Origin of the sequence: Kitasatospora sp. HUAS MG31, assembly GCF_040571325.1 — a bacterium.
Lineage (GTDB): Bacteria > Actinomycetota > Actinomycetes > Streptomycetales > Streptomycetaceae > Kitasatospora > Kitasatospora camelliae.
On the sequence record NZ_CP159872.1, the window covers coordinates 4,599,852 to 4,620,987 of the forward strand.

Consider the following 21,136-nt stretch of genomic DNA (forward strand, 5'->3'; position numbering starts at 1 on the left):
ACCCGGCGCGCCCCGGGTGGTTGCCCGGTCGGCCCGGCGGGGCATACCTTCCTCGATCGTCGGGTCAGCGTCGAGCGAGGGGGTGGCCGGGTGTACGTCTCCCGCATCAGGGTGTCCGGGCTGAGGTGCTTCGCCGGGCCGCGCGCCGCCGACCTCGCACTGGACCCCGCCCCCGGCTGGACGGTCCTGGCCGGCCCGAACGGCTCCGGCAAGACCACCCTGCTGCACGCCGCCGCCGTCGCCCTGGGCGCGGCGAGCCCCCCGCCGGACGCCGCCTCCTGGCTCGCCCCCGACGTGGCCGACGGCACCGCCGCGACCGAGGCCACCGCCGAGGTGGACGGCTCGCGCTGGCACCCGGCCGCCGGTACCCGCACCGGCCCGCCCCGCCCCTGCACCTACCTCGGCGCCGCCGGCCACCCCCGGACGCCGGCCCCGCTGCCCGCCGAGATCCTCGCGGACGGCCTGCTGCCCGAGGGCTGGCGGGTCAGCGACGCCGCCGCCCACGCGGTGGCCACCGGCGGCCTGGAGGTGCCGGTCGACCAGCTCGGCGCCGGCATCGCCCGGCTGGCCCGGATCGCCGCCGAACTCGCCGCCCACCCCTTCGGCACCGCCCTGATCGACGACGTCGACCTGCACCTGCACCCGGTCCGGCAGCAGAGCGTCGGCGGCTGGCTCACCCGGCACTTCCCGGCCGTCCAGTTCCTGGTCGCCGCGCACAGCCCGTACACCTGCCAGGCCGCCGATCCCGGGGCACTGGTACGGATGACCGCGCCCGGCGTCCCGGAGCCGCCGCGGGTGCTCGACGAGGAGGTCCGCCAGCGGGTGCTGTACGGCAGCGGGGACGACACCGCGCTGTCCGAGCTGTTCGGCCTGCCCAGCGCGTACTCGGCCGCCGCCGAGGCCGAGCGGGGCCTGCTGGTCCGGCTGGAGCGCAAGCTCTACGCCGGCCAGGCGTCCACCGAGGAACTGGCCGAGTACCGGGAGCTCGGCGCCAAGCTGAACAGCTCGCTGAGCGCCCGGGCCGACGAGGTCGCCGGGCGGGTGCTCGGCCGCGAGCCGTGATCCCGCTCCAGCGGCCGCCGCTGGCCCCGACCCTGGTCACGGAGCTGGCCCGCCGGACCGCCGCCATCCGGACGGTCGGCCCGGACACCGCCGTCGGCCGCGCCGCCTGGCACAACGCCCGCCAGCAGAAGGCCCAACTGCGGGTCGTGCTCCGGCAGATGGCGCCCGGCCTGGAACGCTGCATGTACTGCGGGGACAACCTCGGCACCGACATCGACCACTTCGAGCCGATCGCCCGCGCCCCGCTGCGCACCTTCGACTGGCAGAACCACCTGCTGGCCTGCGCCCACTGCAACAGCAACCAGAAGCGCGACCGCTTCCCCTGCGACCCGGCCACCGGCGAGCACCTGCTGGTCGACCCCTCCCGCGAGGACCCGGCCGACCACCTGCTGCTCTACCTGGAGTCCGGCGCCTACGACGCGCTCACCCCCAAGGGCGAGGCCACCATCGAGGTGTTCGGCCTCAACTCCCGGGCGGAGCTGGTCCGTGGGCGCCGGATGATGTTCACCGTGGTGAAGTCGCTGCTGCTGGCCTGGGAGCGCGGCGAGGGCGCCCGGTCCGCCGAGTACCTGGAGGCGCTGCGGCTGCTCCACCACGCCGACGTCCTCCGCTCGGTACTGCGGCTGCGCCGCAACCCGGCCCTGGCCGAAACCGTCCTGGGCCCCGAGGTGCTCACCGCCCTGAAACGGCTGGCCCGGACCGACCGCCGGTTCCGCTGACGGCCGGACACCGGGAGACCTCGCCGCTCGGACCCCCGGTCGCTCGGACCCCGCGTCCAGACCCTCGCGCTCAGGCCCCCTGCCGGGCCCGGATCCCGGACCGGGCCGGCAGCCGCTGCTCGAACCAGACCACCTTGCCGCCGCCCAGCCGGGTCGCCCCCCACCGGTCCGCGCACCGCGACACGATGTGCAGACCCCGGCCCCGCTCGTCCTCCGGACCGGCCCGGCGCGCCCGCGGCAGCTCCGCGTTGTCGTCACCCACCTCGCAGCGCAGCAGCGAGGTCCGCACCAGCCGCAGGGTGACCGGCCGGGTGGCGTGCCGGATCGCGTTGGTGACCAGCTCGCTCACCATCAACTCGGTACTCTCCGCCAGGTGCTCCAGCCCCCAGCGGCGCAGCGCGTGGGCGGCCAGCCGACGGGCCCGGCTCGGGGTCTCGTGCCGCGGCTGGAGGTACCAGTACGCGACGTCCTCGGCCGGGATGCCGTCGAAGGAGGCGGCCAGCAGCGCGATGTCGTCCATCCGGTCCCCCGGCGGGAGGATCCGCAGCGCCTCCTGGCACAGGTGCTCGGGCGAGTGCCGGTGCGCCGTGCCCAGCCGGCTGCGCAGCAGCTCCAGCCCGGTGCTCAGCGGCCGGCGCCGGGTCTCCACCAGCCCGTCGGTGAACAGCAGCAGCGCCGAACCGGGCGGCGCCGCCAGCTCCACCGACTCGAAGTCCACCCCGCCCACCCCGATCGGCGCCCCCGACGGCAGCTCCAGCAGCCGGCTGTGCCCGTCCGGCCCGACCAGCACCGGCGGGACGTGCCCGGCGTTGGCCACCACCACCCGGTTGGCGATCGGGTCGTACACCGCGTACACGCAGGTGGCCAGGTGCTGCTCGCGGCCGAGCCGCTGCGCCTGGTCGTCCAGGTGGTACAGCACCTCGTGCGGGGCCAGGTCCAGCCCGGCCAGGGTCTGCGCGCTGGTGCGCAGCTGGCCCATCACCGCGGCGGAGGTCAGCGAGTGGCCCATCACGTCGCCGACGATCAGCGCCACCCGGTTGCCCGGCAACGGGATCGAGTCGTACCAGTCCCCGCCCACCTGCGCGCCCCGCTCACCCGGCAGGTAGCGGTGGGCCAGCCGGACGCCGTGCGGCTGCGGCAGGTGCGCGGGCAGCATCGAACGCTGCAGCTCGTCGGCGATCTCCCACTCCCGGGAGTAGCGCAGCGCGGTGTCGATCGCCAGGCCCGCCTGGGTGGCCAGGTGGCCCGCGGTCGCGGTGTCCGCCGGATCGAACCAGGCCGCGGCCTCCTTGTCCGGCCGGCGGATCAGCAGCAGCATGCCCAGCGAGGCCCGGCGCCCGTGCAGCGGCAGCGCGAGGACGGCCGTCCCGGCGGCCAGCCGGCCCAGCGCGCGGGCGCCCAGCAGCTCGGCCAGCAGCGGGCGCAGCAGCGCGGCGGCCGGCGTGCCGATCACCACCGGACCGTCCGGCACCCGGGCGGCCAGGGCACGCGCCAGCGGCCCGTCCGGCGCGACCGGACGGCGTCCGCTGCGGCGGCCGAGCCGGGTGCCGTGGGTGTGGTGGATCCGCAGCGCCTGAGGCCGGCCCGGGTCCCGTTCCACGTCCGGCAGCGGATCGCGCAGCTGCACCACCAGCGCGTCGGCCAGGGCCGGCACCAGCACCCGGCCCAGGTTGCGCAGGGTCGCCCGCAGGTCCAGCGAGCTGTTGATCCGCCGGGCCGCGCCGTCCAGGTACACCAGCCGCTCGGCCAGCCGCGGGCGCTCCGGAGCCGGCGGGTGGCGCTGGAAGGGAACGGCCGGCGGCTGCCCCGCCTCGGGCTTCAGGTGGTCGCGCACGGGCTGCCCGTTCTCGGAGGTGGGGCTCGGACGGTCGGAGGAGGACGGCGGAGGGCTCAGCCGAGACGCCGACAGCAGAGGAACAGCTGCTCCTCGGGCGGCAGCGCCGTACTCGCCGGCGCGTACGGATGGCCCGCGAGCGACTCCACCGCGAAGCCCGCCCGGGTCAGCACCTGGACCAGCTCCTCCCGCAGGTACCCGCTGACCCGCACCTCCCGCCCGAGCAGCGGCAGCGGCGCGTCGTCCAGATCCGCCTCCACCATGCTGAGCGCCAACAACCCACCCGGGCGCAGCAGTTCACGGATCCGGCCGAGCACCACCGGGATCTCCCCCTGGGGCAGCAGGACCAGCGAGAAGAACGCGGTCGCCGCGTCGAAGCCGCCCGCCCCCTCCGGGCCCAGCTCCGGCACCCCCCAGGCCCGGCCGGCCTGCGGGGTGGCCAGGTCGTACATGTCGATCCGGTGCAGCGCGGCCCCGGGAACGGCCGCCCGGGCCCGGCGCAGCATGCCCTCCGACAGGTCCACCCCGCAGACCGCCAGGCCGCCGTCGACGAGCTGGCGCAGCGTCGGCTCCCCGGCGCCGCAGCCCACGTCCAGCACCCGCGAGTTCGCCGGCAGTTCGCGCAGTATCCAATCCCCGCACGCCAGTTGACCGGCCCGATCGGGATACGCCGCGCCGTAGCGGGCGCCGATCGCGTCGAAGGCCAGTGCCTGCAGGGCCCGTTCGGCGCGGCGGCGCAGCCGGGCCTCGGCGCGGACACCCTCGGCGGGATCGGCGGCCGCACCGACGGGGGGCTCGGCGAGGCCGCTGCGGGCCGGGTCGGATATCTGTCCGGTCGTCACGATTCGAGAGGCACCTTTCGCCCTGCCGCCGACCGGCCGATGCCCGCGACGGTCCGTCACACTCCCGTTGGGTCCTGCTGCGCGAGGTCGCTGCTGTCGGCTTTCGAGAATATGCGTGATCACTGCGCCGTGGGGTCCGTTTCCGGCCAACTCGTGCCGTTGGGGCGATTATGGCCGGGTCGCGGGAGCACGGCGGTGCGGGCGGGGTGGTGCGGCCGCCGGACACGCGCCGCACAGCGCCCCGGCGAGCCCGCTACCACCTGCGGTGACGCCCTGCGCACGGGCGTTTATCGAACGTCAATCGGCCCCTGTCAGAGTGTTCTCAGCGCCGGGGAAGCGTTGGAGGCGCTCCCGCAGCCGGGGGGCTGCGGGAGCGTCGACGCGCGACGGGGGAGGCTCCGCCGGGGGACGGGGCCTACGGCGCGGGGGGAGAGGAAGGCTCGGTGTGCTGCTGTGAGATGAGGCTCTCGACGGGGGAGGCCTCAGGCACACCGAGCCTGGTGAACACCGAGTGCGCCTCCTGGAGACACGCCAGCCCACGCGAGGGCTGCCCGAGCTCCAGGAGCGCCTCGCCCAAGGCCGCGTTGGCCAGGCCCTGGCAGTAGGCGGCGTCGATCTCCTGCGCGATCGACAGCGACTCCTCGGCCGCCGACGCGGCCCCGGCGTGCTGCCCCTCGTCCAGCAGGCAGGCCGCCAGCCGGGCCAGGGAGTAGCCCTCCCAGAAGCGGTACTGCTGGGACTGGTACAGCTGGTGCGCCTCGCGGAGCACCTCCGCCGCCTCCGCCGTGGAGCCGGTCGCCCGCAGCACCACGCCCAGCTGGTACAGCGTGTCCGCCAGGCACGGCGTGTTGCCCGAGGTCCGCGCCGCCGAGACGGCCGCCCGGGCCGACTCCACCGCCTCCTCGTGCCGGTCGAGTCCCACGTACGCCCGCGCCATGTTCGCCAGCAGCCGGGCCTCGCCGATGGACGCCCCGAGGGCACGGCTGATCGCGTGCGCCTGCTGGTAGAACGGCAGCGCCTCGGCCGGGCGGCCGGCCTGGATCAGCACCACCGCCAGCTCATTGGCCACGGAGAGGCGCAGGTGGGTGCAGGCCTCGGGATCCTGGAGCGCCAGGCTCTGCCGTAGTGCGTCCTCGGCCTCGGTGAGCCCGCCCGCCATGCGGTGCAGGTGCCCCAGGGCGAACCGGATGCGTGCCAGTGCAGCGGTGTCCCGGTAGGCCTGCGCATGGCCCGCCGCCGTCCGCAGCGCCCGGCCGATGCGCGGACCGAGCGTCGGGTCCTCGACCAGGGCGCGCAGGACCAGCACCAGGTCGACACCGGGACGCAGCAGTTCCGCGGGCTGGCCGACGGCCGTCTCCACGGCGCTGAGCACCAGGGCGAGTTCGGCCCGGAGCCAGTCCCGGCCCGCCGTGCTGTCCGCCAGGCGCAGCCCCGGGGTGGCCGGGGTGTGCAGCAGCTCGGTCAGCATGTCGTCGGGCTCGATCACCCGGGCGGCGTTCTGCAGGGTGGCGAGCAGCAGGTCGAGCAGGCGCAGCAGGGCCGCCAGCTGCTGCTCGGTGTCGCCGAGCTTCTGGTTCTGCCGCTGGGCGAACAGCCGGAGCAGGTCGTGGTAGCGGTAGCGGCCCGGGGTGAAGCACTCCAGCATGTTGGCCTCGACCAGCGCCTCGGCCAGATCCTCGGCGGTCTGCTCGTCGGTGCCGAGCAGGGCCGCGACGGCGGCGAGCGGCAGGTCCGGCGAGTCCACCACCGAGAGGAGGCGGAACGCCCGGGCCTCCTCGGGACGCAACTGCGCGTAGCCGAGGCCGATGGTGGTCTCCACGGCGAGGTTGCCGAGCTGGAGCTCCTGGAGGCGGTTGCGCTGGTCGGCTAACCGACGGGCCAGGTCCGAGACGCTCCAGCGCGGACGGCTGGCCAGCCGGGCGGCCGCGATGCGGACCGCGAGCGGCAGGAAGCCGCAGGCGGCGACCACCGCCAGGGCCGCCTCCGGCTCGGCGGCCACCCGCTCGTGACCGACGATCGCCGAGAACAGGGCGAGCGCCTCGTCCGGGGACAGCTCCTCGATGTCCACCAGGTGCGCACCGGGGATCTCCGCCAGCCGTGAACGGCTGGTCACCATCACGGCGTTGCCCGAGACACCCGGGATCAGCGGCATCAACTGCCGCGCGTCCCTGGCGTTGTCGAGCAGGATCAGCATCCGCTTGTCGGCCAGCAGCGAGCGGTAGAGCGCGGCGCGCTGGTCGAGCGAGTCCGGGGCGTCCGACGCACCCAGGGTGTGCAGGAAGTCGCCCAGCACCACGGCCGGGTCGGCCGGCGAGGCGCCCGCGCCGCGCAGGTCCACGTACAGCTGCCCGTCCGGGAAGTCGGGCCGCAGGCGGTGCGCGACGTGCACGGCGAGCGTGGTCTTGCCGACACCGCCGATACCGGCCAGCGAGGTGACCACCACGGCCTGCCCCGAGCCGCCGCGCAGCACGTCCCGCAGCTCGCTGACCAGCTTGCTGCGCCCACTGAAGTCCGAGACGTCGGCCGGGAGTTGGGCCGGCGGGACGAAGGCCGCCGGCTCCTCGGCGTCCAGCGGTGGGGCCGCCGTCACCGCCGGCATCAGGGCCGGGTCGCCGGCCAGGATCCGGCCGTGCATGGCCGCCAGCCCGCTGCCGGGCTCGACGCCGAGCTCCTCGATCAGCAGCTTGCGGGTGTCCGCGTACACGCCCAGGGACTCGGCCTGTCGGCCGCACCGGTACAGCGCCAGCATCAGCAGCTCGCGCAGCCGCTCCCGCAGCGGGTGCGCGGCGGCCAGCGCGCTCAGCTCGGAGACCACCTCGGCGTGCAGGCCCACCTCCAGGGCCACCGCGCAGCGCTCCTCGGCGACGGTGATCTGCCGCTCGGACAGCCGGGCGCGCTGCGCCTCGGCGTACGGCCCGGGCACCCCCGGCAGCGGGCGGCCGCGCCACAGCGCCAGCGCCGCCAGCAGGGACTCGTGCGAGGTGCGGAAGTCGCCCTCGGAGCGGGCGTCGGCGGCCTCGGCCACCTGGCGCTCGAAGGAGGTCAGGTCGAGGGAGCCGTCCGGGACGCGCAGGGCATAGCCGTCGCTGACGGAGACCAGGATCTCGGCCGGTTTGCGCACCGCCCGGTTGGGCTCGATGACCGAGCGCAGCCGGGAGATGTAGGTGCGCAGCGCCGCGACGGCCTGCGGCGGGGTCCGCTCGCCCCACACGCCGTCCACCAGGTCGTCGGTGGTGACCGGTCTGCCCTGGCTGAGCAGCAGTGCGGTGAGCACCGCCTGCTGCTGCGGCGACCCCAGGGCGAGCTGCTGCTCCCCGCGCCAGGCCTGGACCGGGCCGAGCACCTGGAAACGCAGCGCGTCGGCCGGGACCGTCCCCTGAAGCTCCATGTCCTCCCCCGATGCCCCTGTGTTGGTGGTTGCGTGCGGCGACACCCGCGCGAACGGTGAGGCGTCAGCTTATGAGGAAGCGCGCAAACATCCGTGAGTCGCGTACAAGACGGGACGTTTATAAGACATTTAACGACCCCTACGATACTGGGCGGGCGCCCTGAACGATCCGGTCGGGGCGCCGAGATCTGATGACCAGAAAGGCGGCGCACCCATGGCCGACGAGACCACCACCACGACCGAGCCGACCGCCGACGCTGCCCCCGCCGAGCACACCGCCGCCCCGGTGGACCCCAACGCCATCCAGCACGCGCTGGAGGTCCTCGCCGAGGAGCCCGAGCCGAAGACCGGCGAGCAGCTTCCCGCCGGCGACCCCAAGTCCGACGAGGTGTTCGAGCCGCTCGGCAACGTCAGCAACTGCCCCTGACCTGAAGCACACGCGGCGCGCGCCCCGGACCACGCGGTCCGGGGCGCGCGCCGTCGTGCGCTACTCGGCGGACCGCACCCGCAGGCTGGTGATCAGCGGGCCGTCGGTGACCTCGGCGAAGAAGTCGTTGCCCTTGTCGTCCACCACGATGAAGGCCGGGAAGTCCTCGACCTCGATCCGCCAGACCGCCTCCATGCCGAGCTCCGGGTACTCCAGGACCTCGACCTTCTTGATGCAGTCCTGGGCGAGCCGGGCGGCCGGACCGCCGATCGAGCCGAGGTAGAAGCCGCCGTGCTCGGCGCAGGCCTTGGTGACCTGCTTGGAGCGGTTGCCCTTGGCGAGCATCACCATCGAGCCGCCGGCCGCCTGGAACTGGTCCACGTAGGAGTCCATCCGGCCGGCCGTGGTCGGGCCGAAGGAGCCGGAGGCGTAGCCCTCGGGGGTCTTGGCCGGGCCGGCGTAGTAGACCGGGTGGTCCTTCATGTACTGCGGCATGCCCTCGCCGGCGTCCAGCCGCTCCTTGATCTTCGCGTGGGCGATGTCGCGGGCGACCACCAGCGTGCCGCTGAGCGACAGCCGGGTCTTGACCGGGAACTTGGAGAGCTGGGCGCGGATGTCGGACATCGGCTGGTTGAGGTCGACCTTCACCACCTCGTCGTCCAGGTGGGCGTCGGTGGTGTCCGGCAGGTACCTGGCCGGGTCGGTCTCCAGCTGCTCCAGGAAGATACCCTCGGCGGTGATCTTGCCCAGGGCCTGGCGGTCGGCGGAGCAGGAGACGGCCATCGCGACCGGCAGCGAGGCGCCGTGCCGCGGCAGGCGGATGACCCGCACGTCGTGGCAGAAGTACTTGCCGCCGAACTGGGCGCCGATGCCGATCTTCTGGGTCAGCTCGGTGACCTTGGCCTCCAGCTCCAGGTCGCGGAAGCCGTGGCCGGTCTTCGCGTCGCCGGAGGTGGGCAGGTGGTCGAGGTAGTGCGCGGAGGCGTACTTGGCGGTCTTCAGCGCGAACTCGGCGCTGGTGCCGCCGACCACGATCGCCAGGTGGTACGGCGGGCAGGCCGCGGTGCCCAGCGAGCGGATCTTCTGCTCCAGGAAGGAGAGCATCGACGACTCGTTGAGGATCGCCTTGGTCTCCTGGTACAGGTACGACTTGTTCGCCGAGCCGCCGCCCTTGGCCATGAAGAGGAACTTGTAGGCGTCGCCGTCGGTGGCGTACAGCTCGATCTGGGCCGGCAGGTTGTTGCCGGTGTTCTTCTCGTCCCACATGGTCACCGGGGCCATCTGGGAGTAGCGCAGGTTGAGCTTGGTGTACGCGTCGAAGACGCCGCGTGCGATGGCGGCCTCGTCCTGGCCGGAGGTGAGGACGTTCTGGCCGCGCTTGCCCATGACGATCGCGGTACCGGTGTCCTGGCACATCGGCAGGATGCCGCCGGCCGAGATGTTGACGTTCTTCAGCAGGTCCAGCGCCACGAAGCGGTCGTTCGGGCTGGCCTCCGGGTCGTCCAGGATGCGGCGCAGCTGGGCGAGGTGGGCCGGGCGCAGGTAGTGCGAGATGTCGTGCATCGCCTCGGCGGTGAGCAGCCGGAGCGCCTCGGGCTCGACCTGCAGGAAGGTGCGGCCGCCCGCCTCGAACGTGGACACGCCCTCCGAGCTGATCTTGCGGTACGGCGTCGGGTCGGCACCGAGCGGGAGCAGGTCGCGGTAGGCGAACTCTGGCGTGGGAGCCATGGGGGAGATCCTCAGTTCTTTCGGCTGCGTCGACGAAGCACCCTCCAGGGTAGGCGCAGCCGCCCGGGGCCCCGCGCGAAGGTATGCCTGCGTGACCGGGGTCACGCGGAATGCGCGAACTCCCGTTCGGTCCCGACCGGCGCTGGATAGGCTTGGCGGTGTGGACAACTCCCCGTCGCAGGACGCCCCGGGCCAGGAGCCCGCGGCTCCGGAGAACTCGCCCGTACCGATGACCAAGCCCGAGCGGGCCCGGCTCGACGTGCCGGAGCGGGCCCCGCTGGACACGCCCGTCGCCGAGGCGGACCTGCGGGCGTCGGACGCCGACCGCGAGCGGGTCGCCGACCTGCTCCGGGACGCCTACGCCGAGGGCCGGCTCACCGTGGAGGAGCACTCCGAGCGGATCGAGGCCGCGTACCGGGCCAAGACCTTCGGCGAACTCGCCCCGCTGACCCGGGACCTGCCGGCCCACACCCCGCTGTCGATGACCAAGGAGCCCGCGGCGCCGCGCCCGCAGGCCGCGCCGCTGCCGCCGGCCCGGACCGAATCGCCGTCCATCGTGGCGGTGTTCGGCGGGGCGACCCGCAAGGGCCGCTGGCGGGTGGGGTCGCACCTGCGCGCGGTGGCGGTCTTCGGCGGCGTGGAGATCGACCTCACCGACGCCGTCTTCGAGTCCCCCGAGGTGGTCGTCGAGGTCGCCGCGGTGTTCGGCGGGGTGGACATCAAGGTGCCGGAGAACGTCAGCCTGCACGGCGGCGGGGTGGGCATCTTCGGCGGGTTCGACGTCAAGGAGCAGACCGCGGCCGACCCGTACGCGCCGGTGGTGCGGGTGAAGGGCGCGGCCGTGTTCGGCGGCTGCGAGGCCCGGCCGCGCCGCGGGAAGAAGCTCAAGGAGTGGGTGCGCAAGCGGCTGGAGGGCTGACCGGGCGGGCCGGGCGGCTCGCGGCGGCCCGTCGCGGTTCGCGGCCGTCGGCCCGGCGCCGGTCCAACTCGTGGACCGGCACTCGTGGTTGGCTCGAGTGCACTGCGTAGCCGGTTGTGTGCTGTGTGCATGAATCGGTGCGCGGCGGGGTAGTTCCTCTCGCACATCGTTCCTGTCCGGCCGGGATTCCGAGCTGCGGCGCGGGTGCCGAAGCGGGGGTGAGCCGGGGGTGGCCGGACGGGTGCGAGCCTTCCCCGAGTCTTGAGCCTCGTCAGGAGTTCGCCGTGCTGCATCCGATCGAGTCCAGCGTTTCAGCCGCCGCCCGCCCCTCGGCGGCGCAGCAACTGGAGCATCTGGAGGACGACCCCTGGCACAGCGGGGCGGCCTGCCGCAGTGACGAGGCGGGTCTGTTCTTCGCCCCGTCCAAGGAGCCCACGGCGGCCCGGCTCTCCCGCGAGGAGCAGGCCAAGCGGGTGTGCGCGCGCTGCCCGGTGCTGCTGGAGTGCCGCGAGCACGCCCTCGCCCAGCCGGAGCCGTACGGCGTGTGGGGCGGGCTGACCGCGGCCGAGCGCCGGGTCGTCCTCGCCCGCCGCCGGCGCCGCGACGCGGACCTCCGCGAGGCCAGCCGCCTCGGCGCCCGCCGGATAGCGGGCTGACCGCCCGACCACCGAGGGGCACGCGGGGAGTCCCCGCGTGCCCCTCGACGGTGGGCCCGGCGTCAGTTGGCGCGGTCGAAGTCGATCGCGCTGTACGCCCGCAGCTTGGACAGCTTGTGGGTGGCGTTGACCTCGCGGATCGTGCCGCTCTTGGAGCGCATCACCAGCGAGCTGGTGGTGGCGGTCTCCTGGCGGTAGTGCACACCGCGCAGCAGCTCGCCGTCGGTGATGCCGGTGGCCACGAAGAACACGTTGTCCCCGCTGACCAGGTCGTTGGTGGTGAGGACGCGGTCCAGGTCGTGGCCGGCGTCCAGCGCCTTCCGGCGCTCGGCCTCGTCCTTCGGCCAAAGCCGGCCCTGGATGACGCCGCCCATGCACTTCATGGCGCAGGCCGCGATGATGCCCTCGGGCGTGCCGCCGACACCCATCAGCAGGTCGACGCCGGTGCCCTCGCGGGCGGCCATGATGGCGCCGGCCACGTCGCCGTCCGAGATGTACTTGATCCGGGCGCCCGCCTCGCGGATCTCCCTCACCAGGTCCTCGTGGCGAGGACGGTCCAGGACCACCACGGTGACGTCCTCGACGGAGATGCCCTTGGCCTTGGCGACCCGTCGGATGTTGACCGCGGTCGGGGCGGTGATGTCGACGAAGTCGGCGGCCTCGGGGCCGGTCACCAGCTTGTCCATGTAGAAGACGGCGCTCGGGTCGAACATGGTGCCGCGGTCGGCGACCGCCAGCACGGCCACCGCGTTGTTCATGCCCTTGGCGGTGAGGGTGGTGCCGTCCACCGGGTCCACCGCGACGTCGCACTCGGCGCCGGTGCCGTCGCCGACCCGCTCGCCGTTGTACAGCATCGGGGCCTCGTCCTTCTCCCCCTCACCGATGACGACCACGCCGTTCATCGAGACGGTGGAGACGAGGGTGCGCATCGCCTTCACGGCCGCGCCGTCGGCGCCGTTCTTGTCGCCCCGGCCGACCCAGCGGCCGGCTGCCATCGCGGCGGCCTCGGTCACCCGGACCAGTTCGAGGGCGAGGTTGCGGTCCGGGGCCTCCGGAGCGACCTGGAGGGCGCTGGGGAGGTCGTGAGGGTACTGCGCGGTCATCGTCGTTACCTCTCTGTACGCGACGGCCAGTGAGCGCCCGACTACTGCCAGGTCGAACGCCGTGGTGAGGGTTGCAGCGATCGTATCTGCCGAACGGATGAGTGTCTGTGGCGCACCTCCCGACCACCTGCGGACATGTCGCCATTCGGGTCGGTTCCACCGTCGAAGGGCGCCCCGCGCGCCGGGCCCGCGTCGGCATGGGTCACCATGGACGGGTGGCAAGCAGCATGAGAACCCGGCAGACGGTACGGGACATGGTCCTGTCGATGCTGGCGGTCGGCGGCGTCGTCTTCATCGGCTACCTCTTCCTCCCGCACTCGGGGGGTGACGGGGTGCACGTGGTCGACTACCGCTCCGCGCTGGCCTCCGCCAAGCGGGCGGCACCGTTCCCGGTGCTCGGCCCGCAGGGGCTGGAGGACGACTGGCGGGCGACCTCGGTCGAGTACCGCCAGGACAAGAAGGGCCACAACGTCTGGCACCTGGGCTTCGTCACCCCGACCGGCCAGTACGCCGCGATCGAGCAGAGCGACGGCGAGCGCGAGGCCGTCCTCAGCGAGGTGACGCTCGGCGCCAAGCCCGACGGCAACGCCTCGGTGTCCGGCGAGGACTGGCAGCGCTACCAGGGCGACAAGTACCGCGGCCTCACCAGGCAGACCGGCACCGCCACCACCGTGGTCACCGGCACCGCCTCCTACGACGAGCTCGCCAGGCTCGCGCAGTCGCTGAAGTAGGACCGAGTACGCGAAGGCCCCCGGACCTCCTGGACGGACCAGGAAGGCCGGGGGCCTCGTCGCACGCGGGACCGGATCAGACGGTGGTGACGACCTCGTCGTACTCCAGGCGCGGGCTGCGCGGGTAGAAGGCGCCGTCGCCGGGCTTGCCGATGTTCACCACGGCCAGCACCGAGTGCTCGCCGTCGCCGAAGAACTCCTTGTTCAGGCCCTCGGCGTCGAAGCCGGTCATCGGGCCGGCGGCCAGGCCGGCGGCGCGGACGCCGATGATGAAGTACGCGGCCTGGAGGGCGCCGTTCAGCTGGGCGGAGGCCTCGCGGACCGGGCGCTCGGAGAAGAAGAGGTCCTTGGCCTGCGGGAAGGACGGCAGCAGGCGCGGCAGCTCGTGGTGGAACTCGTTGTCCGCGGCGAGGACGGCGACCAGCGGGGCGGCGGCGGTCTTGGCGCGGTTGCCCTCCGCCATGTGCTTCACCAGGCGCTCACGGCCCTCGGGGGTGCGGACCAGCACGATGCGCAGCGGCTGCTCGTTGAACGCGGTCGGGCCGTACTTGATCAGGTCGTAGATGGCCTGGACCTGCTCGTCGCTCACGGGCTCGTCCGTGAACGCGTTGGCCGTGTGGGCCTCGCGGAAGAGCAGGTCCTGGGCGGCGGTGTCGAGAGCCAGGGTCATGATCTAGTCCACCTCGTGCGAGTCGGCTACGGTGAGCGGCGGGTGCCGCACATGCCGTCCAACTGTGGGTGAAACTTAAACATTCCACCGGCGGGAGTGAGCTGCGTCACGCCCGGCCCTCGGGTCCCTCGGCCTCCTCGGCGGCCAGCGCGGCGTCCAGCCGGGCCCGGGCCCCGTCCAGCCAGCGCTGGCAGACCTTGGCCAGCCGCTCGCCGCGCTCCCACAGCGCCAGCGACTCCTCCAGCGGGACGCCGCCGTTCTCCAACTGCCGGACGACCTCCAGGAGCTCGTCCCGCGCCTGCTCGTAGCCCAGGGTGTCGAGGGTGCTGTCCCCGCTGCCGTTCGCCTGATCTGCCATGGCGCCAGCGTAGGGGGTCGGGCCGACAGGACGGGTGCGCCGAGACGGGTGCCGGACCGGGAGCCCGGAAGCGGGTGCCCCGAACCGGGTGCGGCGAACCGGGTGCGCCCGGCGGGGCCGTCCCGCTAGCCTCGCGGCATGATCACCGTACGGCCGGCCGTGCCCGGCGACGCTCCCGAGCTGGTCCGGCTGCGCGGACTGATGTTCGCGGCGATGCACGGCGGTGCCCGCCCGGGCCCCTGGGAGTCCGTGGCGGAGGAGGTGCTGCGGGAGCGCCTGGCGGATCCGGCGGGCGGCATGCCCGCCTTCGTGGTGGACCACCCGGAGCACGCGGGCCGGCTGGCCTCCTGCGCGATCGGCACCCTGGAGCGCCGACTGCCGGCGCCCGGCCATCCGGACGGCCTGTTCGGCTTCGTCTTCAACATCTGCACCGACCCGGACAGTCGCCGGCGCGGCTACGCACGGGCCTGCACCGAGGCGCTGCTGGCCTGGTTCGACGCCCGCCGGGTCACCAGGATCGACCTGCACGCCACCGAGGGCGGCGAGGCGATGTACCGCGGCCTCGGCTTCCACGAGCACGCGGTGGCGCTGTCCCGGCAGCGCACGCTGACCGGCTGACCGGCCCGCGGTGGCCGGTGGCCGACCGCGTCAGGCCGGTGGCTCGTCCGCCAGGGTGCGCCGCAGGTTGACCCGGGCGCGGTAGGTCAGCGTCTTGACCGCGCCGACCCGCAGCCCGATCCGGGCCGCTATCTCATGCGACGTCAGGTCGTCCCAGTAGCGCAGCGTCAGCACGGTGCGCTGGCGGTCGTTCAGCGAGCAGAGCGCGGCGCAGACCCGGTCCGCCTCGGCGGAGGCGATCACCAGCTCCTCCACCCGCACCCCCGAGTCGGCGTCGGTGACCGCTTCGGTCGCCCGCTCCCGCCGGGTGGAACGGCGCTTGTCGTGGTCGATCATGATGTTCCGGGCGATGGTGAAGATCCACGCCCCCGGGTCCTTCCCGGTCCAGCGGTAGCCGGCGATCGCGGTCATCGCGCGGACGAACGTGTCCTGCGTCAGGTCCTCGGCCAGCGCCGGGTTTCCGGTCCGGCGGGTGAGGAAGGCCAGTACGGGCCTGCGGTATTCGAGGTACAACTCCGACCAGGCGTCCCGGTCCCCGGTCTTGGCGGCGTCGATCAACGCCGGTGTGACTGTCATGCCGGACCTCCCCAGCAGTGGGTGCGCAACGCTACGAGGGCGCATGCATGCGTGCAAGTGCTTCCGAAAAAGCGCCTGAAGATTCGTACGCCATAAGGGTGATGGAACTTGCAATGGTGCAAGTCGATCCGGCTTTGCATGAACACGCGATAGCCTGCGCGGCATGCAGGCGACAGTGGAAACCCCGGAACCGACACCGGCTCAGCGCTTCGGGGCGCTCGTCCACGAGGCTGCGGGGCGCGCGGGGTACGACCTCACGCCGGGGGCGGGCGGCCGCCTCGCCCTGGCCAGGGACACCGGGATGAGCGCCTCGGCCGTCAGCCGCATGCTGCGCGGCGAGACCCTGCCGCGCCCGGCCCAGTTCCAGCGGATCGCCCAGGCCGTCCGCGTCGAACTCCCCGACCTCCTGGTACGCGGCGGTGTCATTTCCCCGGATTCCGCCAACGATCTTTCTCAGGGAGTACGCTCACCCATCACTCCTGAGGGTGCATTGGACTCCTGGGGAATCAGGCACCCCGTGATCCGGAAATTCCTTCTCGCCGCCATTGCGCAGGCGATCGACCTGCAGCAGGAAAGCGAGCGCGGCACGCACACGCAGAGATGAGGCCGACATGCCGGGAATCTCGCCCACCACCACCGACGTCCTGCGCGCGGGCGGCGCGATCGCCGGCATCGCGCTGATCGTCGCGGGCACCTACGACACCCGCTGGCTCCCCGCCGTCGGCTGCCTCGCCGTGGTCACCTTCGCCGGCACCGAGTTCGCACTGGAGCGCGTCCGGCGCTGGCTCGACCAGGCCGACCGCCGCGCCGACCAGCAGCGCGTGCTGGAGGACGTCCACCGCGAGCTGCGCCGCGCCAACGCCACCGCCGAACACGCCCAGGCCGAACTCGCCGACCTCGCCCGTGAGTGGAACTCCCTGGTCCGGGAGGCGATGCACGGCCAGACCGAACGGGCCGAACGGGTCGAGCGGGCCGCCCAGCCCTCCCAGGTCAGGGCTTCGCCGTCACGCTGAACCCGCCCTCGGCCACCCGGGCGTGCAGCTCCTCGCCCGCGGCGACCTGCGCCGGATCCGTCACCACGTGCCCGTCCGCCTTCTGCAGCACCGCGTACCCGCGCTGCAGGGTGGCCAGCGGCGACAGCGACACCACCCGGGCCAGCGCGTGGCCGAGATCGGTCTGCGCGTGGTCCAGCCGGTGGCCGAGCACCCGCCGGGAGCGCTCCAGCAGCGCGGTCACCTCCTCCGCCCGGGCGTCGATCGCCTGCCGCGGCGCGGCCAGCACGGGGCGGCTGCGCACCCCGGCCAGGCCCGCCAGCTCCCGCTCCACCCGGTGCACGATGTGCCGGCGGGCGCGGTCCCGCAGCTGGTGCACCTTGGCCAACTCCTCGCCCACGTCCGGCACCACGCGCTTGGCGGCGTCGGTCGGGGTGGAGGCGCGCAGGTCGGCGACGTGGTCCAGCAGCGGCTGGTCCGGCTCGTGGCCGATCGCGCTGACCACCGGCGTCCGGGCCGCCGCCACCGTGCGCAGCAGGTCCTCGTCGGAGAACGGCAGCAGGTCCTCCACACTGCCCCCGCCACGGGCCACCACGATCACGTCCACCTCGGGGTGTCCGTCCAACTCCCGTACCGCCGCGCTCACCTGGGCCGCCGCGCTGGGGCCCTGCACCAGCACGTTGCGCACCTCGAAGCGGACCGCCGGCCAGCGCCGCCGGGCCACCTCCAGCACGTCCCGCTCGGCCGCCGAACCCCGGCCGGTCACCAGACCGACGCAGTGCGGCAGGAACGGCAGCGGCTTGCGGCGGGCCGGGTCGAACAGCCCCTCGGCCTGCAGCCGGCGCTTCAACTGCTCGAGCCGCGCCAGCAGTTCCCCGAGCCCCACCAGCCGGATCTCGGAGGCCCGCAGCGACAGCGTGCCGCGGGCCGTGTACCACTCCGGCTTGGCGTGCACGATGATCCGCGAGCCCTCCTGGACCGCGTCCGCGACCTGGTCGAAGACCGAGCGGAAGCAGGTGACGGTCAGCGACACGTCCCGTTCCGGGTCACGCAGGGTCAGGAACACCATGCCCGCCCCGGGCCGGCGGTTCAGCTGCGCGATCTGCCCCTCGACCCACACCTCGCCGAGCCGGTCGATCCACCCGCCGATCAGCGCCGAGACCTTCCCGACCGCGATCGGGGCTTCCGGGGAACTGGTGTGGGCCATGCGACGAGGCTAACCCCCGCGACCGACACGCCGGGCCGCCCGCGGCCGCCGTCCGGGGGCGCACCGCCGCACCCGGGCCGCACCACCGCAGGCCGTGCGCCCCGGCCCCGGTGATCACCCCGAGCCGGTTCCCGGCCCCGACGGCGACGCGCGGCGGGCGGCCCGCCGGGGCGCCCGTACGATGGAGCCATGTCCACCACTGCTCAGCGCCGTGTCCTGCTCGCCGCCCCCCGTGGCTACTGCGCGGGTGTCGACCGCGCCGTGATCGCCGTGGAGAAGGCCCTGGAGCAGTACGGGGCACCGATCTACGTCCGCAAGCAGATCGTCCACAACAAGTACGTCGTGCAGACCCTGGAGAAGAAGGGCGCGATCTTCGTCGACGAGACGGAGGAGGTGCCCGAGGGCTCCATCGTGGTGTTCTCCGCGCACGGCGTCGCCCCCTCGGTGCACGACGAGGCCAAGGCCGGCAAGCTCGCCACCGTCGACGCCACCTGCCCCCTGGTGACCAAGGTCCACAAGGAGGCCGTGCGCTTCGCCGACGAGGACTACGACATCCTGCTCGTCGGCCACGAGGGCCACGAGGAGGTCATCGGCACCATGGGCGAGGCCCCGGACCGGATCCACCTGGTGGACGGCGCCGAGGACGTGGCCAAGGTGCAGGTCCGGGACGAGTCCAAGGTCGTCTGGCTGTCCCAGACCACCCTCTCGGTGGACGAGACCATGGCCACCGTCGGCGAGCTGAAGAAGCGCTTCCCGCTGCTGGTCAGCCCGCCCAGCGACGACATCTGCTACGCCACCCAGAACCGGCAGGTGGCCGTCAAGCAGATGGCCCCCGAGACCGACCTGCTGATCGTGGTCGGCTCCAAGAACTCCTCCAACTCGGTCCGCCTGGTCGAGGTCGGCCTGGAGTACGGCGCCAAGGCCGCCCACCTGGTCGACTTCGCCGAGGAGATCGACGACGCCTGGCTGGAGGGCGTCACCACGGTCGGCCTGACCAGCGGCGCCTCGGTGCCGGAGATCCTGGTCGAGGGCGTGCTCGACCGCCTCGCCGAGCGCGGCTTCGGCGACGTCGAGACGGTCAAGACCGCCGAGGAGCACCTCACCTTCTCGCTGCCCAAGGAGCTCCGCCGCGACCTGCGCGCGGAGGCCGCCGGCAAGCTGTAGCACCCCGGCGCCCGCGCCGGCGCACCACCCCGACGCCCGGGACCGCTCAGGTCCCGGGCGTCGCGCCGTCCGGGCCCCGCCGGGCCCCCTCCGCACCCCGTCCGCGCGTCGTCGCGCACCCCGTCCCGCCACCGGGCGGCCCGAGTGGGCTGCGCGCCGGTCCCGGCACCCGTACGTTTTTGTTCACAGGCTGTGGATGAACGGAGGGCGCGGCAATGGCGACGGTTTTCGGCGTGGACATCGGCGGTTCCGGGATCAAGGGCGCCCCGGTCGACCTGGTCCGGGGCGGGCTGGCCCAGGAACGGCACAAGGTGCTCACCCCCCATCCCGCCGCGCCCGAGGCCGTGGTCGCCGCGGTCCGCGAGGTGGTCCGGCAGTACGACCACCGGGGGCCGGTCGGGCTCACCTTCCCCGGCGTGGTCGTCCGCGGGCACACCCGGACGGCCGCCAATGTGGACAAGCGCTGGATCGGCGTGGACGCCGAGGCCCTGTTCCGCGACGAGCTGGGCCTGCCCGCGACCGTGGTCAACGACGCCGACGCGGCCGGCATCGCCGAGGTCGCCTACGGCGCCGGGCGGGCCAGGGGCGGGGTCACCCTGCTGCTCACCTTCGGCACCGGCATCGGCAGCGCCCTGTTCGTGGACGGCACCCTCGTCCCCAACACCGAACTCGGCCACCTCGAACTGCGCGGCAAGGACGCCGAGCGGCGTGCCTCCTCGGCCGCCCGGGAGCGGCACGACCTCAGCTGGGCCGAGTGGGCCGGCCGGGTGGACGAGTACCTCGACCTGGTGGAGATGCTGTTCTCACCCCAGCTGATCATCATCGGTGGCGGGGTCAGTCGGAAGCACGACAGGTTCCTGCCGCTGCTCCGGGAACGCGAGGCCGAGGTCGTCCCGGCGCTGCTGCGCAACGACGCCGGGATCGTGGGCGCGGCGATGGCGGCGTCCAAGGCGGCCTGAGGGCGGCCTCGGGGCCTGGGCCCGGTGTGGTGGGCCGCCGCCCGGTGGCGTCCGGACGGCGGCCTCCGGTCAGCGGGACCGCCGGCCGGGCCGCTGCGCCACCCACCGCGCCGCGACGATCAGCGCCGCCAGCCCGGTGCCCGCGAACAGCCAGCCGGCCCGCAGTGCCAGCCCGCTCGCCAGCGCCACCACGCGCCCGACCAGCCCGCCGGACTCCGGCGGCTGCACCAGCACCAGCGCCGCCGCGAACGCCAGCGGCCCGCTGATCGGCGCCGCCGGCAGGTCCGCGAACCGCACCCGGACCGCCAGCTGGAAGCAGACCACCAGGTACCCCAGCCCGAACAGCACACCAAGACCGCCGAACAGCAGCCGGTCCAGCACCGCCACCACCAGCGTGCCCACCACCCCGGCCACCCCGGTGCCCACCGCGGTCAGCCGGGCCGGGCGCCCGCCCCCGGACGGCGACCGGGCCGGCAGCGCCAGCCGGAACCGCAGCCGCGGCCGCGGCCGGGAGCGACCGCCGGACGCCGTCCGCAGCCGCGAGTCGGGGGACCGCGCGGGCCCCGGTACGGCGGCCCCGTCGACGCCGCCTCCCGGCGGTCGCCGTCTCGGCCCTGGCGCCTGGGTACGGATGCTCTGCTCCACCCGCCCAACGTACGGTCAGATCATCGCCACACTGTGTAATGGCCGAGGATGGGTGCCTTCGTGTCCGCGCCGGGAATTCCGTACCGGGAGTTCCGCGCCGGGAGTAGGGTCGCCTGATCGACCGGGGAGGGACCATGGAGACGTTCGCGTTCGAGCGGCTGCACCACGTCCAGCTGGACGTCCCGGCGGGCTCCGAGGAGCGCTGCCGGGAGTTCTGGGGCGGGGTGCTCGGGATGGCCGAGCTGGCCAAGCCCCCGGTGCTGGCGGCCCGCGGCGGCTGCTGGTTCCGCGGCGGCGGGTACGAGGTGCACCTCGGCGTCGTCCCGGAGCCGTCCCCCTCGCCCAAGGCGCACCCCGCCGTCCTGGTGACCGGCCTGGACGCCCTCGCCGCCCGACTGGAGGCCGCCGGGCACCCGGTGGCCTGGGACGACGGCTTCCCGGGCTTCCGACGCTTCCACTCCGCCGACCCGTTCGGGAACCGGCTGGAGTTCCTGGAGCCCGACCGGGAGGTCTGAGCGGGCCCCGTAGACTGGGGGAT

22 protein-coding genes are annotated in these 21,136 nt (G+C 73.8%); 12 read left to right on the top strand and 10 right to left on the bottom strand.

Features of this window, described 5'->3' with window-relative positions; translation table 11 throughout:
* The first annotated feature begins 90 nt into the window (after positions 1–90).
* Both ABWK59_RS20860 and ABWK59_RS20865 read left to right on the top strand, forming a co-directional pair.
* The gene (locus ABWK59_RS20860; RefSeq protein WP_354642129.1) at positions 91–1,062 is read left to right on the top strand and encodes an AAA family ATPase; all 972 of its coding nucleotides are present in this window, start codon (positions 91–93) and stop codon (positions 1,060–1,062) included.
* A complete protein-coding gene (locus ABWK59_RS20865; protein WP_354642130.1) occupies positions 1,059–1,781 on the top strand; it encodes an HNH endonuclease in 723 nt (240 codons plus the stop codon). Before ABWK59_RS20860 ends, ABWK59_RS20865 begins: the two co-directional genes overlap by 4 nt.
* Positions 1,782–1,851: 70 nt before the next feature.
* Here ABWK59_RS20865 and ABWK59_RS20870 read toward each other — a convergent pair whose 3' ends face one another.
* From ABWK59_RS20870 to ABWK59_RS20880, 3 genes are all read right to left on the bottom strand, one after another.
* A complete protein-coding gene (locus ABWK59_RS20870; protein WP_354642131.1) occupies positions 1,852–3,615 on the bottom strand; it encodes an ATP-binding SpoIIE family protein phosphatase in 1,764 nt (587 codons plus the stop codon).
* A 56-nt stretch (positions 3,616–3,671) separates the two neighbouring features.
* On the bottom strand, positions 3,672–4,355 hold the full coding sequence (locus ABWK59_RS20875) for a class I SAM-dependent DNA methyltransferase (RefSeq protein ID WP_354645033.1): 684 nt from the start codon (positions 4,353–4,355) through the stop codon (positions 3,672–3,674).
* A gap of 517 nt (positions 4,356–4,872) precedes the next feature.
* Entirely contained in the window at positions 4,873–7,845 is a 2,973-nt protein-coding gene (locus ABWK59_RS20880; RefSeq protein ID WP_354642132.1) for an AfsR/SARP family transcriptional regulator, read from the bottom strand.
* Positions 7,846–8,059: 214 nt separating this feature from the next.
* Between ABWK59_RS20880 and ABWK59_RS20885 the strand changes: the two genes are divergently transcribed.
* Positions 8,060–8,272 (top strand): hypothetical protein, encoded by a 213-nt coding sequence (locus ABWK59_RS20885; RefSeq protein WP_354642133.1) that lies wholly within the window; start codon positions 8,060–8,062, stop codon positions 8,270–8,272.
* Positions 8,273–8,332: 60 nt separating this feature from the next.
* Here ABWK59_RS20885 and ABWK59_RS20890 read toward each other — a convergent pair whose 3' ends face one another.
* Entirely contained in the window at positions 8,333–10,000 is a 1,668-nt protein-coding gene (locus ABWK59_RS20890; RefSeq protein ID WP_354642134.1) for a fumarate hydratase, read from the bottom strand.
* A gap of 229 nt (positions 10,001–10,229) precedes the next feature.
* Between ABWK59_RS20890 and ABWK59_RS20895 the strand changes: the two genes are divergently transcribed.
* Both ABWK59_RS20895 and ABWK59_RS20900 read left to right on the top strand, forming a co-directional pair.
* Positions 10,230–10,919, top strand: coding sequence for a DUF1707 SHOCT-like domain-containing protein (locus ABWK59_RS20895; RefSeq protein ID WP_354645034.1), 690 nt, complete (start codon positions 10,230–10,232; stop codon positions 10,917–10,919).
* Positions 10,920–11,203: 284 nt separating this feature from the next.
* Positions 11,204–11,575, top strand: coding sequence for a WhiB family transcriptional regulator (locus ABWK59_RS20900; RefSeq protein WP_354642135.1), 372 nt, complete (start codon positions 11,204–11,206; stop codon positions 11,573–11,575).
* 62 nt (positions 11,576–11,637) lie between these two features.
* Here ABWK59_RS20900 and glpX read toward each other — a convergent pair whose 3' ends face one another.
* Positions 11,638–12,678 (bottom strand): class II fructose-bisphosphatase, encoded by a 1,041-nt coding sequence (glpX, locus tag ABWK59_RS20905; RefSeq protein ID WP_354642136.1) that lies wholly within the window; start codon positions 12,676–12,678, stop codon positions 11,638–11,640.
* Positions 12,679–12,893: 215 nt separating this feature from the next.
* On the opposite strand from glpX, the gene ABWK59_RS20910 reads away from it, so the two are divergent.
* A complete protein-coding gene (locus ABWK59_RS20910; RefSeq protein ID WP_354642137.1) occupies positions 12,894–13,409 on the top strand; it encodes a DUF4245 domain-containing protein in 516 nt (171 codons plus the stop codon).
* Positions 13,410–13,485: 76 nt separating this feature from the next.
* On the opposite strand, the gene ABWK59_RS20915 is transcribed toward ABWK59_RS20910, so the two are convergent.
* Both ABWK59_RS20915 and ABWK59_RS20920 read right to left on the bottom strand, forming a co-directional pair.
* Complete coding sequence (locus ABWK59_RS20915) at positions 13,486–14,079, bottom strand: malonic semialdehyde reductase (protein ID WP_354642138.1); 594 nt, start codon at positions 14,077–14,079, stop codon at positions 13,486–13,488.
* A gap of 106 nt (positions 14,080–14,185) precedes the next feature.
* A complete protein-coding gene (locus ABWK59_RS20920; RefSeq protein ID WP_354642139.1) occupies positions 14,186–14,437 on the bottom strand; it encodes an exodeoxyribonuclease VII small subunit in 252 nt (83 codons plus the stop codon).
* Positions 14,438–14,575: 138 nt separating this feature from the next.
* Here ABWK59_RS20920 and ABWK59_RS20925 point away from each other — a divergent pair, with 138 nt between their 5' ends.
* Positions 14,576–15,055: a GNAT family N-acetyltransferase gene (locus ABWK59_RS20925; RefSeq protein ID WP_354642140.1), complete on the top strand. Its 480-nt coding sequence runs from the start codon at positions 14,576–14,578 to the stop codon at positions 15,053–15,055.
* Positions 15,056–15,085: 30 nt separating this feature from the next.
* Here the strand turns inward: ABWK59_RS20925 and ABWK59_RS20930 are convergent, their stop codons facing one another.
* Entirely contained in the window at positions 15,086–15,631 is a 546-nt protein-coding gene (locus ABWK59_RS20930) for an RNA polymerase sigma factor (protein WP_354642141.1), read from the bottom strand.
* Between the two features lie 163 nt (positions 15,632–15,794).
* Here ABWK59_RS20930 and ABWK59_RS20935 point away from each other — a divergent pair, with 163 nt between their 5' ends.
* Positions 15,795–16,235 carry a helix-turn-helix domain-containing protein gene (locus ABWK59_RS20935; protein ID WP_354642142.1) on the top strand — a complete coding sequence of 147 codons (441 nt, stop codon included), beginning with the start codon at positions 15,795–15,797 and terminating at the stop codon, positions 16,233–16,235.
* Positions 16,236–16,242: 7 nt separating this feature from the next.
* Positions 16,243–16,644, top strand: a complete 402-nt coding sequence (locus ABWK59_RS20940) for a hypothetical protein (protein WP_354642143.1) — start codon at positions 16,243–16,245, stop codon at positions 16,642–16,644.
* On the opposite strand, the gene xseA is transcribed toward ABWK59_RS20940, so the two are convergent.
* Positions 16,622–17,830, bottom strand: a complete 1,209-nt coding sequence (gene xseA, locus ABWK59_RS20945; protein ID WP_354642144.1) for an exodeoxyribonuclease VII large subunit — start codon at positions 17,828–17,830, stop codon at positions 16,622–16,624. The genes ABWK59_RS20940 and xseA overlap by 23 nt on opposite strands.
* A gap of 189 nt (positions 17,831–18,019) precedes the next feature.
* On the opposite strand from xseA, the gene ABWK59_RS20950 reads away from it, so the two are divergent.
* Complete coding sequence (locus tag ABWK59_RS20950; protein ID WP_354642145.1) at positions 18,020–18,994, top strand: 4-hydroxy-3-methylbut-2-enyl diphosphate reductase; 975 nt, start codon at positions 18,020–18,022, stop codon at positions 18,992–18,994.
* A 215-nt stretch (positions 18,995–19,209) separates the two neighbouring features.
* On the top strand, positions 19,210–19,953 hold the full coding sequence (ppgK, locus tag ABWK59_RS20955; protein ID WP_354642146.1) for a polyphosphate--glucose phosphotransferase: 744 nt from the start codon (positions 19,210–19,212) through the stop codon (positions 19,951–19,953).
* A gap of 69 nt (positions 19,954–20,022) precedes the next feature.
* Here the strand turns inward: ppgK and ABWK59_RS20960 are convergent, their stop codons facing one another.
* Positions 20,023–20,598 carry a DUF6542 domain-containing protein gene (locus tag ABWK59_RS20960; protein ID WP_354642147.1) on the bottom strand — a complete coding sequence of 192 codons (576 nt, stop codon included), beginning with the start codon at positions 20,596–20,598 and terminating at the stop codon, positions 20,023–20,025.
* A 134-nt stretch (positions 20,599–20,732) separates the two neighbouring features.
* Here ABWK59_RS20960 and ABWK59_RS20965 point away from each other — a divergent pair, with 134 nt between their 5' ends.
* Complete coding sequence (locus tag ABWK59_RS20965) at positions 20,733–21,113, top strand: VOC family protein (RefSeq protein ID WP_354642148.1); 381 nt, start codon at positions 20,733–20,735, stop codon at positions 21,111–21,113.
* The last annotated feature ends 23 nt before the right edge of the window (positions 21,114–21,136 follow it).

What these genes read in the sequence shown, in the direction of transcription:
- glpX (WP_354642136.1), bottom strand. Translation starts at nt 12,678, where the DNA reads ATGACCGCGCAGTACCCTCACGACCTCCCCAGCGCCCTCCAGGTCGCT.
- ABWK59_RS20925 (WP_354642140.1), top strand. Translation starts at nt 14,576, where the DNA reads ATGATCACCGTACGGCCGGCCGTGCCCGGCGACGCTCCCGAGCTGGTC.
- ABWK59_RS20930 (WP_354642141.1), bottom strand. Translation starts at nt 15,631, where the DNA reads ATGACAGTCACACCGGCGTTGATCGACGCCGCCAAGACCGGGGACCGG.
- ABWK59_RS20890 (WP_354642134.1), bottom strand. Translation starts at nt 10,000, where the DNA reads ATGGCTCCCACGCCAGAGTTCGCCTACCGCGACCTGCTCCCGCTCGGT.
- ABWK59_RS20965 (WP_354642148.1), top strand. Translation starts at nt 20,733, where the DNA reads ATGGAGACGTTCGCGTTCGAGCGGCTGCACCACGTCCAGCTGGACGTC.
- ABWK59_RS20880 (WP_354642132.1), bottom strand. Translation starts at nt 7,845, where the DNA reads ATGGAGCTTCAGGGGACGGTCCCGGCCGACGCGCTGCGTTTCCAGGTG.
- ABWK59_RS20950 (WP_354642145.1), top strand. Translation starts at nt 18,020, where the DNA reads ATGTCCACCACTGCTCAGCGCCGTGTCCTGCTCGCCGCCCCCCGTGGC.
- ABWK59_RS20920 (WP_354642139.1), bottom strand. Translation starts at nt 14,437, where the DNA reads ATGGCAGATCAGGCGAACGGCAGCGGGGACAGCACCCTCGACACCCTG.
- xseA (WP_354642144.1), bottom strand. Translation starts at nt 17,830, where the DNA reads ATGGCCCACACCAGTTCCCCGGAAGCCCCGATCGCGGTCGGGAAGGTC.
- ppgK (WP_354642146.1), top strand. Translation starts at nt 19,210, where the DNA reads ATGGCGACGGTTTTCGGCGTGGACATCGGCGGTTCCGGGATCAAGGGC.
- ABWK59_RS20885 (WP_354642133.1), top strand. Translation starts at nt 8,060, where the DNA reads ATGGCCGACGAGACCACCACCACGACCGAGCCGACCGCCGACGCTGCC.
- ABWK59_RS20915 (WP_354642138.1), bottom strand. Translation starts at nt 14,079, where the DNA reads ATGACCCTGGCTCTCGACACCGCCGCCCAGGACCTGCTCTTCCGCGAG.
- ABWK59_RS20940 (WP_354642143.1), top strand. Translation starts at nt 16,243, where the DNA reads ATGCCGGGAATCTCGCCCACCACCACCGACGTCCTGCGCGCGGGCGGC.
- ABWK59_RS20895 (WP_354645034.1), top strand. Translation starts at nt 10,230, where the DNA reads ATGACCAAGCCCGAGCGGGCCCGGCTCGACGTGCCGGAGCGGGCCCCG.
- ABWK59_RS20935 (WP_354642142.1), top strand. Translation starts at nt 15,795, where the DNA reads ATGCAGGCGACAGTGGAAACCCCGGAACCGACACCGGCTCAGCGCTTC.